General features: G+C 38.1%; 9 protein-coding genes. 2 read left to right on the top strand and 7 right to left on the bottom strand.

Features of this window, described 5'->3' with window-relative positions; genetic code table 11:
• Window positions 1–471: 471 nt before the first annotated feature.
• A complete protein-coding gene (locus HII16_RS09275) occupies window positions 472–2,838 on the top strand; it encodes a DEAD/DEAH box helicase (protein WP_169129543.1) in 2,367 nt (788 codons plus the stop codon).
• Window positions 2,839–3,146: 308 nt separating this feature from the next.
• Here the strand turns inward: HII16_RS09275 and HII16_RS09270 are convergent, their stop codons facing one another.
• From HII16_RS09270 to HII16_RS09255, 4 genes are all read right to left on the bottom strand, one after another.
• Window positions 3,147–3,683 (bottom strand): GNAT family N-acetyltransferase, encoded by a 537-nt coding sequence (locus HII16_RS09270; RefSeq protein WP_169129541.1) that lies wholly within the window; start codon window positions 3,681–3,683, stop codon window positions 3,147–3,149.
• Window positions 3,680–3,949: a DUF1778 domain-containing protein gene (locus HII16_RS09265; RefSeq protein WP_169129539.1), complete on the bottom strand. Its 270-nt coding sequence runs from the start codon at window positions 3,947–3,949 to the stop codon at window positions 3,680–3,682. Before HII16_RS09265 ends, HII16_RS09270 begins: the two co-directional genes overlap by 4 nt.
• Before the next feature lie 595 nt (window positions 3,950–4,544).
• Complete coding sequence (locus tag HII16_RS09260) at window positions 4,545–4,895, bottom strand: hypothetical protein (protein WP_169129537.1); 351 nt, start codon at window positions 4,893–4,895, stop codon at window positions 4,545–4,547.
• A 9-nt stretch (window positions 4,896–4,904) separates the two neighbouring features.
• A complete protein-coding gene (locus HII16_RS09255) occupies window positions 4,905–5,834 on the bottom strand; it encodes a viperin family antiviral radical SAM protein (protein WP_169129535.1) in 930 nt (309 codons plus the stop codon).
• A 124-nt stretch (window positions 5,835–5,958) separates the two neighbouring features.
• Here HII16_RS09255 and HII16_RS17130 point away from each other — a divergent pair, with 124 nt between their 5' ends.
• Complete coding sequence (locus HII16_RS17130; RefSeq protein ID WP_169129533.1) at window positions 5,959–8,661, top strand: ankyrin repeat domain-containing protein; 2,703 nt, start codon at window positions 5,959–5,961, stop codon at window positions 8,659–8,661.
• Between the two features lie 513 nt (window positions 8,662–9,174).
• On the opposite strand, the gene HII16_RS09245 is transcribed toward HII16_RS17130, so the two are convergent.
• The 3 genes from HII16_RS09245 to HII16_RS09235 all read right to left on the bottom strand — a co-directional run bounded on the left by HII16_RS09245 (window position 9,175) and on the right by HII16_RS09235 (window position 12,641).
• A complete protein-coding gene (locus tag HII16_RS09245) occupies window positions 9,175–10,191 on the bottom strand; it encodes an NAD-dependent epimerase (RefSeq protein WP_169129531.1) in 1,017 nt (338 codons plus the stop codon).
• 66 nt (window positions 10,192–10,257) lie between these two features.
• The gene (locus HII16_RS09240; RefSeq protein ID WP_169129529.1) at window positions 10,258–11,424 is read right to left on the bottom strand and encodes a nucleotide sugar dehydrogenase; all 1,167 of its coding nucleotides are present in this window, start codon (window positions 11,422–11,424) and stop codon (window positions 10,258–10,260) included.
• 17 nt (window positions 11,425–11,441) lie between these two features.
• Window positions 11,442–12,641, bottom strand: coding sequence for a DegT/DnrJ/EryC1/StrS aminotransferase family protein (locus HII16_RS09235; RefSeq protein ID WP_169129520.1), 1,200 nt, complete (start codon window positions 12,639–12,641; stop codon window positions 11,442–11,444).
• Between the last annotated feature and the right edge of the window lies 1 nt (window position 12,642).

Raw genomic sequence — 12,642 nt, 5'->3', positions numbered from 1 at the left:
CCGCTTTCAATTCGTCCTAATGCATTGACACCGATCCCCGCGAATGTAGCATATTCGCTTTGAGTCATCTGCATCGATGTTCGTTTTGCCTTGATAAGTTGCCCTAGTGTTAACGCCGGTCTAAAGCTGCGCATTGTTAATGCGCTTTTCTTCAGGCATGGGAGAAGGAATAACCTTTCGCACCATTCCCCCCGTAAAAACCGATATCAGTGATATATAGAGATAAAACTCATGGGAACAAAGAAAAGGAGAAATCCTAAAAACTCTGTGTTAATTGGCGTTAACACATTCAAAGAGGACCTCTATAGTCGCGAGACTAAAAGCGAAATATAAGAATCCCTGATGGTATTAGAAGGCTTCAAGCGATTTGCTTAACGCATTGCCTCTGTTTACTACACAACACCAAACGCTATATTAGTATAGAGAAAAAATAATTCGCGCAAAACTTAACTCAACCTTTAGGTATAAAGTGTGACCAATTCAATTTCAGATAGGCTTGTTGAAATAGAAAACCGTCTTTTGCAACTTTCAGCTGAAAAAGATCTGTTAATAGAAGAGCGTAATAAAATCCGTGCCCAGCAGGAAGTTGAGCTTGCCAAGCATTTTAACCAACACGAATCAGTAGAAGCAAAAATAGATTTATTCATGTCTTATTTTAAAGGACGACATGATATTTACCCATTTCGATGGCAATCACAAAATGGTCGAAGTGGTTATTCACCCGCTTGCTGGAATGAATGGAAACCTAATATCTGCAATAAGCCTAGAATTAGTTGCACAGAGTGCTCTAATCAGCACTTTAAACAATATGATAAAAAAGCGGTATTTGATCACCTCTCTGGTAAACAAACCATTGGGATTTACCCACTTCTAAATGACAATACGACGTATATCTTAGCGGCAGATTTTGATAAGGATGATTGGCGTGTTTCTGTTAACGCTTTTTCAAAAGCCTGTGAGGTTTATCAAGTGCCACACCTTATCGAACGCTCACGAAGTGGCAATGGTGGTCACGTCTGGATATTTTTCAAGCAAAAAGTTCAAGCATCTATAGCCAGAAAGCTAGGCAATGGTCTATTAATGAAAGCGATGGAAATGTACCCTGCTCTGTCTTTTTCCTGCTTTGATCGGTTATTTCCCAATCAAGACTTGATGCCCCAAGGCGGCTTTGGCAATTTAATTGCGCTACCATTACAACTTGAGTCAAGAAAACAAGGTAATAGTGTGTTCTTAGATGATTATGGTACGGCTTCTAACGATCAATGGGCCAAGCTTGCATCCACTTCTAAACTCGATAGTGCTGCACTTGATCATATCCTTCGCAATCTAACGTTAATCGATGACAAGACTCATGACGATATAACTCAGGCACCTTGGAAGAAGCCACATACTCATAACAAACAAGCTATTGCAAACTGCCCCGAACAAATTTCATTAGTCATTGCTGATCAACTTTATATACCAATTGAAAAAATCCCAGGTCCATTAACGTCCTCACTTAAACAATTGGCCGTATTTTCCAATGCGGAATTTTATAAACGACAAGGCCTACGGCTATCGACCATAGGTGTTCCAAGATACATTTGCGCGGCTCATATTGAAGGAAATTTTCTCATTTTGCCACGTGGATGCCTACCATCCGTTGTTGATAAGTTAAAAGAGCAGAACGTTGACGTCCAAATTGACGATAAACGCTTTTCGGGCGATAAACTGACCACCATAAAATTTACCGGCAAATTAAAAAGCCAACAAAACAAAGCGGTTAATGCGTTATTAGATTCTTCAGTCGGCATACTCGAAGCCTCTACAGGTTTTGGTAAAACGGTCACGGCATTAGCGCTCATTGCCAAAAGAAAGGTAAATACGTTGATATTGGTCCACAGTAGGCAACTTGCCGAGCAGTGGCTAGAACGCACAAACGTATTTATAACAAACGTAGAAGTAGGTTCACTACTTGGCGGCAGAAACAAACTTAGCTATCAAGTTGACATTGCAACATATCAAAGTTTAGTCAGTCGAAATGGTATTGACATAAAGCCCTACATTGAGAAATACGGCCAAATTATTGTTGATGAATGCCATCACGTACCCGCATCGAATTATGAAAGCTTATTAAAATCCTGCAACGCTCAATTCATTCACGGCTTTACCGCCACACCCAAACGCCAAGATGGATTAGAGAAACTGATGATGTTTCAACTTGGTGGCATTGTTTATAAAGGCATAAAGTCGGGCATAATGATCAACCAACAGGTGACCGTTCAAGAAACCAATATCGATTTTCCAGCTGTATGGTCAGAGCCTGATCACAAACCTCATATTTCACAAGTTTATCAACATCTAGTCACTAATCTTGTTAGAAATCAAAAAATTGTTGACGATATTATTGCAAGCACAAAGGATAAACGTGCCGTTATGGTACTGACAGAGCGAAAAGAGCACATTGATATACTGTCAAAACTACTAACAGAAAAAGGTTTAACCGCTGTGCAATTGCATGGTGGCATTTCTGCAAAACAACGCAAAGAGCGTATAACGACACTTGAAAAGAACAAAGATCTCAGTAACGACAAACTCGTTATCATTGCGACTGGAAAATATGTGGGCGAAGGGTTTGACCTGCCCTACTTAGACACATTGTTTATCACCTTGCCTATTGCGTGGAAAGGAATTTTAGCGCAATACGCGGGTCGTATATCACGAGAATGGAGTAGTAAAAAATCAATTCAGGTGTATGATTACCTTGACCCCTACCCGACACTTAAGCGGATGTTTTCAAAACGAGAAAAGGGTTACAAGGCGCTCGGTTATGAAATTGTGTATCATCAGCTTAAATAACACGTCAAGTGATTAATGCAATGACTGACAATATCCCCTTTAATTCTAGAATTGATGGTATTCACCTACTGCCCCCCTGATACGCTAATTGGTTCTCCGACGACATACATCCACTTTTACCAGACCACAAAAACAGATAAAAACAATTATTTTTTAAAGGCTTTTATAGAGCTAGCATGCTAATCAATTGGGATTTTGAGCCCAGTTCTTAGTCTATCTAAACTCGAATTTAAAATCAGCGATTATTGTGACACTTTTGAGGAGAAATAAGATTGAAAATAATTTTTTAATTTAGAGGTGATGCTGTTCTAATTTTCCTTAAACAATATTTCTAAAGTATTCATTGGCAGATAAAGGCGTGTTCGACCATTTTGATCGCATAAAAATGTAAAACCAAATTTTTCATAAAATGCTTGCGCTTGCTCATTTAAACAATCAACTACAATCGCAAATGCTCTCATGTGTTTATTTACATTCCATAGATACTTTAACGCTTGTATCAAACAGATTTGTCCAAGACCTGAACCATGATATTCACGATGAACGGCAAGCTGTGCCAGTAAAAATACAGGGATAGGATAATTAGGTAACTTTTTATGCCATAGTGGAGGTAAGCTTTCTCTACTGATTGAACTTGGTGCGATAGAGTAAAAGGCACATATTGCTTGTTTTTGATTTGGCAACATCATCTCACTGGGCAAAACCATCGTTCGGCTAATGCCAGCTCGCATATGTTTTAAGGCTTTCGTTTTTAGAAAATCATTCAGCTCTTGTTCACCGCAATCAAAATACTGCCGCTCGTGTTGTACCTTGTTTAATTCGACAAACCTTTTAGCCCAGGTCATTTAATACCGCTTTCTTCGGCTAACCTTGCGGCATTACGTAACGCGGCATTTGGCACTTGCGCCTTATCGCATGCCGCCATAAACTCATCAAACACATTATCTTTTACCACAATGGTTTCATGTTCTTTTATGACATGCGATGCATCTTCATCCATAAGCCTAACCACATATTCAGTCAGGCTTTTCAGGCCAAGTAGTGCCGATGCTTTTTCTGCTTTTGCTTTGATTTCTTCGTCGAGACGAATATCCAATCGAGCTGTAGACATATATCCTCCATGTACGGAACAATTCCGTCACTTATCATAGTATATAATACACAGCTTTGAGATTCAAACTGTACGGATTATTGCCGGACTTGGTATTTGATGTAAACCGACTAATCAACTTAGTTAAAACGCATAGCTTAATCCAAGTGCAGCTCGTCAATATGTTAAGAACTAACGCAATCGACTACTCGGCCCTTGAAAATTATTAGCGTAACGCCGAACAAACTATACGTGCAGACTAGATTTAGCAAGTGAACTCTTAATGAACCAACTATTAAAGGAGTCATTATGTAGTGGTCAACTAGTTTTGGCCACTACATACCCTTCACTTTCAATGGTTGCCCCCAAATAGCGAGACTGCACCTTATTTATCTACTACCAGGACCTAAGCGGCTCTTTGCAGATTACTGTAACAAACAACGATTATTTCTAGTAATAACGGTAGTCATCTACCTAAAACACTAATAGATCGTTTGTTAGGGCTCCTTAGTCAGTGGAGTCTTTATCGTCAGGCAGATCAAATGGGCGACAAGTTAGCTCTGCTTAAATTTCTATATCAAAACTAATTTATGCCCATTAACCCTTTCAAATAAACTTAATATAAACTGCTGGTCAAATGCCAACCATCCCCATAAGGACATTCATATACCCTAAGATATTTGTTTTGTTCTTTTTCTATAATGCTAGCCCTCAGTTCAGCAGCATTTTCAGTATGATATGACTTTTTCACATCACCTAAGTGACCAATACAAAAATTACAATCATGGCAAGGAGTGTGTCTATTGGCAGGGCTTAGGTGCCAAGAATCACACTTATTACAATAATATGGTGTTACGTGATTTTGATGAACAGCTAATACATATTCAACCGCTTCTTGTGCAGCAAGTTCATTGTCGTAGCAGGCTTTATCTTTACCATTTCGCGTTTTACAAGTTTGAGTACACATAAATCCCCCCTACAAAGCCAATCCATTAATAACAATGTCATTGTTTGGAACGTATCTTTCCAGGTATTTGTTTGCGCTAAACCGTATTTGCTTTATTGCTCGCTCTGCTCCAACCTCAGTAATGACGTCAGAATATGAATAGTGACCTGATTCAGTGCTTTCAGTTGAACTTTGATAAAAGCGTCCCTTGGGGTCTATCATCAAATATGATTCGGTCATTTCATCATTTGTTTCATCAAAAATGGTAACGCCAGTTTCACAATGACGCTGAACGAAAGCTCTAAATTGCTCATCGTTAATTAGCAAGTTATGGCCATTAAAAGGCTTAACCTGAAACAGTTTCCATTTATCGGGCGATAGCACCTTTATAAATTCTGAAAAGTCTTCTTCTACATTTAGTTGGTTAACTACCGTATTAACTTTAAATTTCGATTTATTATTATCAGCCCTTACCCATTCAGATAAAGCCAATATGTTATCTTTAGATAATACTTGCCCTTTTCTATCTACCCTCCCGATTGCTTTTGAAACACCAACATTTTGACTATCAAAACTTATGCCCACCATATCGAATAAATCATTAGGGACAGTGTCTATGTTGTTATAAAGAAAATGGCCATTGGTTATTATTGACACCTTAAAACCATAAGACTTGGCTAAGTAAATAATATCGATAAATCGACGACCAAGAATAAAAGGCTCACCACCGGCAAAGTTAATACGAACATCACGAAATGGAATAACTTTCTTGAAAGAACAATCTTCACTAAAAAAGTAGCTAGCGAGCTCTTGTATCAAGTTTTCAACAGCAAATGGTTGGCGATGCAATTCGTTGGGTCTCCCCCATTTGGCAAAACAATACTCACAACTGTAATTGCATACTTCGGTAATGTGCCAGTTAATCACGATCTCATTGAAACTATTTAAATTTTTCGACATAATCATTTTTCCTTTTTTTGAACAACTATCGAAACTTGAGTATCGATAAACGTTCAAAATGGATAAATGAAAACGGAAAACTCCCCCCCTCGAAATATTAAAAAAGCCTCAAAAAGGAGTATTTGTGGCAGCATTACCAACGTTTGAAGAAGTATTAATAAAACTTGAGTCTCTACTTTTTGGTGAAATAGGTTTCACATCAGAAACAAAGAAGAAATTTAAATATAACGGATTACAATTTAAAAACTTCCAAGATAAGTGGGTAGAGGTGTGTATCTCAATAGCGAGAAACCTAGCATTTGATGAACGCGCTGAACGTGATCTTCTAGAAAACCTTAATTCAATATTCATGGTTCACAAAACCATTGAACTTGAAACTTTTACTTATAATGCACCTAAGCAAAATATTTTATGGCAATATCTTAGCCGCATATTAATACCAGGGCTAGCTAGGCACCACGCCTTTTGGCACTTAGACTCAAGAATTGAAGATAGCGTTGGCCAATACGGCTTTCTAATGTTACCAACTGTCTCGCCTTGTAATTCCAAACTAGAATTACCTGTCCAAAAAACTCTTAACTGGTTTTTAGATTTAATGGGCTATGATTCAAGCCAGGCCGCGACTAAAGTTGATATTGTAAAACAATTATGTCCAGATAATTCAAATAAGTCTTTTGAGTCCACTCTTAAAGATATTGATAATTGGTTAACAGGCAAAAACACACCAGACTCAACAACAATAACAAAGCTTTTTTCTGACAATATAACGCTCGAATATAAAGGTTGCCACAATATTTCAAAGTTTGAAGACTTAGAAAGCGCAAAACGTTTTATATCCCAAAAGAATCTATCTGTTAAAGATCTACAAGAAACACTTTGTCTACCTGAAAAATTCGTAACGGACTGCTTGCATAGTAAAGCAGATAACGAATCACTGAAAACATTCTTGAAAGTAATATTTAAACGATATAAAGCGCCGAGTATTAAGGAAGTAAGGACAAGGCTTCTAGTAGCAAGAGCTATCGAACAAGGCTACAAAGAACTAGTCACTTATTTATTAAAGAAAAGCTATATTTTCGAACCAAATCAAAGTAAGAACAAAGTTCTGCAGTTAATAGAACTCTATAAATTTACCTATATTCGTACGCTCGAAATTGCATATCAATATGGAAGGTTTGGTGAAAATAGGGAAAATCAAGAGTTTACTAAATCTCTTCCTTATTATTTAAGAAGTAACAGACTACTAGCCATTGCTTACGAAAAATTTAATACATTAAGCAAGCACACAGATATTCTGAACAACTTTTTTAAAAGCCAAACTCAAGTTTCGATAGAAGATATTTTTCACTATTCTGAGAAAAGTTTTGCTGAACTTTCACAACAAACTGAAAACATCGAAAACATATTTATTAATAGAACAAATGAAGCCTTTGCTATTCAGAGCACACTAAGCAAAGGCAAAACTCCAAGAAAGCATTTGGCAAGTATAAAGTCATTTCACTCGCTACTTATATCAGCCCATTATCAAAGCTTAAATCCGAAAATTGAAAAGTTACGTTTTGAACGCTTAATGGAGATTGCAAACTCAGGTGAAGAAAAGCTAGAAACCTTATCGCTACAACTTGAGAAATATATTTCACCTGAGTGTAAATTAAATTCTAAAAGCGAATTAGAATTTCAGACACTAATAACCGAATTTGAGCAGAATCTAATTGGTGAGCATTATCACTACCTGCTATATAAATACCAAGCCCATATAGCAATAATGAGAAATGATCTTACAAGCGCAGAACAGCTATTTAGAAAAGCCTTGGAGAAATGTATCCATCAAAATGTCGGAAAAAGCCGCGGGTTAATTGCACGAGATTTATTTGCAACATTGGTTGCGAAGCAAAAGCTGATCCCAAATAACCACGATAAATACTACAGAGAAATGGTTATGTGGGGAGGATTAAGAAATGATCTACAGGAGCTACCAAGCATTGAGGACATTGCTGTTAAAATGCACGAATATTTTTGGACAAAACTATATCGTCATTTTCCAAAGTACGAGGCACTAGAGACGCCAATAACGGTTAATCTAAAACCATTTTTAGGCAAATTCCTAGATTTCGTAAAAGCTACAGATTTCGATGCAAATAAATTTGAAAAATTTCTAAAACAGCATAAAAAACTAAGCAATGACATTATCAAAACCCCTCGTGGAGATAGCGTTTTACTGCAGTTAATGAAACTAGACTATTCTCATCAAGGATTTTACAAGGCGCCTTTCCCCATCTCAACAATAGATAGAAAAGGTATGGTACAAAGGCATAGGCGATGTTTAAGAATATTAATCAAAGCATGGCCTAAACTAGTCAACAAACAAGACTTTAAAATGCAAACACCATTAATGCTAGCAGCTAATGTTAACGACCTTGAAACAGTAAACACGCTTCTACAGAATAAAGCTACTAATATGAATGCTATAGATATTACGGGGAGAACTGCTCTTCACTCTGCAGTAGCCGCTAATTCAATCGAATGCGTAAAAGCTATTCTTGCAACACCTATCGATACGAAAATTCAAAATATAGACGGTGCTACAGCTTTACACACTGCCGTTAAACTAGGTTATGAAGATATAGCGATAGAATTAATAAAACATTCACCAGAGTTACTCACCATCAAAGATAAATATGATGGCACTCCAATCGATATTTTAAAGTTCATTTGCACAAATAAAGATTTTTATGAGCGTCAAAAAATTCAATTAATAGAACATCGAAGGTATATTGTTGATTATGACGTTTATAGTAGTTTGTTGAAAAGTTTAAATAAAACCTAACGTCAAATTAATTACACCTTTCCTCACACACCAAAACTGGCTTGTGTGGCCTTCTTTCATTCATCCGTTTGAATGTCGTATAGCGCGCGAGACCATTGCATAGATTAGGGCGAAAAGCATACCCTAATCTGTTGATTTACTGTGAAACGCTCTTTTGACCTAACTGAAATCCTAGCCAGTTTGTTTTTCAGCTAAATACCGCTGCTCAAAAACAACAAAACCGGCGTTATGCCAGTTTTGTTATAATATAACCGCCTATCAGTAAAACACTTAGCAAAGCGTAGTCACATATTCTCTTATTCTTCCTATCTATAATGAGTCCCAAGCTATTACATTCTTATACCTTTTCCTTTCAATGGTTAAACGAAAATAGCGAGTCTGCACCTGATTAATCCAATACTTGGACGTATACTGATTTTTAAAGACTACTGTAACAATCTACCCTTTGTTCTAGTAATAACAATAAATGCCCTTAAAAAAATAAAACAGCCGGCTATTGCCGGCTGTTTCTAACTAAATTTTATTATATTCACGATACCAGTCTACGAAACGGGCCACCCCATCTCGAACGGATACTTGAGGACGTACTCCTGTAACTTCAAACAAGTCCTCTACTTCAGCATATGTCTGGTAAACGTCACCTGGCTGCATTGGCATAAAGTTCTTTTTCGCTTCGATACCTAGTGACTCTTCAAGCGATTCAACAAAGTCTAATAACTTTACAGGGTTGCCATTACCAATATTAAATACACGATATGGCGCTGAGCTTGTCGCGGCGGAGCCTTCTTCTACTGTCCAGTCACCATTAGCTTCAGGTATCACATCTTGAATGCGAAGAATACCTTCTACGATATCGTCAATGTAAGTAAAGTCTCGTCTCATATCGCCATTGTTATATATATCAATGGTCTCCCCCGCCACTATCTTTTTAGTAAATTTAAATAGTGCCATATCTGGGCGTCCCCACGGACCATACACAGTAAAGAAACGAAGACCTGTCGTAGGAATACCGTAAAGATGAGAGTAAGTATGAGACATTAACTCGTTTGATTTCTTCGTCGCCGCATATAATGAGATTGGATGATCTACGCTGTCCGTTGTCGCAAAAGGTACTTTTGAATTCAAGCCATAAACAGAAGATGAGGATGCATACACTAAGTGTTGCACTTTTGTTTGTCGACACCCTTCCAAAATTGTTAAGTGCCCCACGAGATTAGAATCCGCATACGCTAATGGGTTATCAATAGAATAACGAACACCTGCTTGCGCAGCCAAATGAATGACACGATCAAACTGCTCTTCTGCAAACAGTGTCGAAACTCCATCCCTATCGGCTAAATCCATCTTCACAAAGTGAAATGCACCACTTTGGACAAACTCATCAAGTTCCTTTAATCGATCTTCTTTTAAACTAACTTCATAATAATCATTTAAGTTATCTAAACCGACTACCTGATGCCCCAAAGCACATAGTTTCTTTACTACGTAGTGGCCTATGAACCCGGCTGCGCCCGTTACTAAATACTTCATTCTATCCCTTAATAAACAAAACAGGCCGACAATGGTCAGCCTGTAACAAACTTTTAATCATTGGTATCAATCATTACCAAACAAATCACGTGTATAGACTTTATGTTCTACATCTAACAACTCATCTTGCATACGATTCGAGATAATAACATCGGAAATCGACTTAAACTCATCTAATTCTCGAATGACCCGAGAATGAAAAAATTCATCTTCTTCTAATACAGGCTCATAGACGACAACTTCAATACCTTTCGCTTTTATACGTTTCATAACCCCTTGGATTGAGGATGCTCTAAAATTATCAGAGCCTGATTTCATGATCAATCGGTAAACTCCAACCACCTTGGGTTGCCTTGCGATGATTGAGTCAGCAATAAAATCTTTTCGAGTCCTATTCGCATCAACAATTGCACTTATCATGTTATTCGGCACATTTTGATAATTTGCGAGTAGTTGTTTTGTATCTTTAGGTAGACAATATCCGCCATATCCAAAAGATGGATTGTTATAGTGCGAACCGATTCGAGGATCTAAGCTTACTCCTTCTATAATTGAACGAGTATCTAAGCCGTGTACTTCCGCATAAGAATCCAACTCATTAAAATAAGCAACACGCATTGCGAGGTAGGTATTTGAAAACAACTTAACAGCTTCCGCTTCAGTGGAGCTTATAAAAAGAACATCGATATCTTCTTTCACCGCCCCTTGAACTAGAAGTTCTGCAAATTTTCTAGCACGCTCCGAATCTTCACCAACGATAATACGAGAAGGATGCAAATTATCATAAAGAGCCTTACCTTCACGCAAGAATTCGGGAGAGAATATAAGTCCATCACAACCATACTCTTCACGAATTCGACGGGTGTAACCAACAGGAACAGTTGATTTAATCACCATACAAGCTGATGGATTAATCTCCATAACATCTCTAATAACGGCTTCTACTGACGCTGTATTAAAGAAGTTCGTTACAGGATCATAATCCGTTGGAGTCGCAATAACGATAAAATCAGCATTTTTATAAGCAGATTTTTTATCCAAAGTTGCTCGAAAGTTTAAACTTTCTCTCTGTAAAAACTCTGAAATTTCATTATCAACTATTGGCGATATTTTATCGTTAAGCAAATCAACCTTCTCTGGCACAATGTCTACGGCAACAACTTCATTGTGTTGCGCCATTAGCATTGCATTTGATAGGCCGACATAGCCGGTACCGGCAATTGCAATTTTCATAGTAACGTATTCTTAACTTATAGATCCCTTTGTGCTTTCCCTATCACCGAAGTAATTGCATGGACAGTTTGTTCCATCTCACTTTCGGTTAAAGTAGGGTGCACCAAGAACATTAAACTAGTCTCACCAAGTTCCTTTGCAACAGGCAAAGATTTTGAAGGTCTAAAGTTCGTGTTATCAAATGCCTTTTCTAAATAGACTTCTGAACAAGAACCTTGCATACATGGTACGCCTAATGCGTTAACTTCGGCAACAATACGATCACGATTCCAGTCATCTGCTAAAAACTCAGGACGAACAAACACATAATATTTATAATGAGCGTGTTCAATGTATTCAGGCACCATAGGTACACGGATACAGTCAAATTCATTACAAGCCTTAGCAATCATATCGGCGTACTTATTACGCAGTAAAAACCACTCGGGCATTCGTTCGAGCTGTATCCGCCCTACGGCTGATTGCATTTCCGTTAAACGCCAGTTTGTGCCAAACGATTCATGCAACCAACGGAAGCCCGGTGCATGCTCTCGCTCGTACACCGCGTCGTATGATTTACCATGATCTTTATAAGCCCACATTTTACGCCAAAGAGCTTCATCATTACATGTAACCATGCCACCCTCGCCACCTGTCGTCATGATTTTATCCTGACAGAAAGACCAACAGCCGACGTGACCAATGGATCCCACCGAACGGCCTTTATACATTGCGCCATGCGCTTGTGCACAATCTTCGATGACTGCCAAATCTCTGACATTTGCGAGAGACATTATCTCATCCATTTCACATGGAAATCCGGCCAAATGAACAGCAATAATACCTTTCGTATTCTCAGAAAGAACGTCTTCGATAGTGTTAGCGGTGATGTTTTGAGAGTTAGCATCAACATCAGCAAAAACAGGACGAGCTCCAGCAGTAACAATTGAAGATGCCGACGCCAAAAATGTACGTGATGTTACGATAACTTCATCTGTATCTCTGCCACCATTGCGAGCACCTATATTAAGTGCAACCAACGCCAAATCTAGCGCTAAAGTACCATTAGCAACTGCTATGGCGTACTGGCTGTCTGTAAAATTAGCAAATTCATGTTCGAAGTTGCGGCCTTCCTGCCCGGTCCAGTAATTAACTTTATTCGATAATAAAATCTCAGATACTTTATTAGCCTCTTCTTGGGTAAAAGAAGGCCATGGAGAAAACTTTGTATTCAACATT

Source organism: Thalassotalea sp. Y01 (assembly GCF_012932945.1).
Taxonomy (GTDB): domain Bacteria; phylum Pseudomonadota; class Gammaproteobacteria; order Enterobacterales; family Alteromonadaceae; genus Thalassotalea_A.
This window is presented reverse-complemented; position numbering and strand designations above follow the sequence as displayed.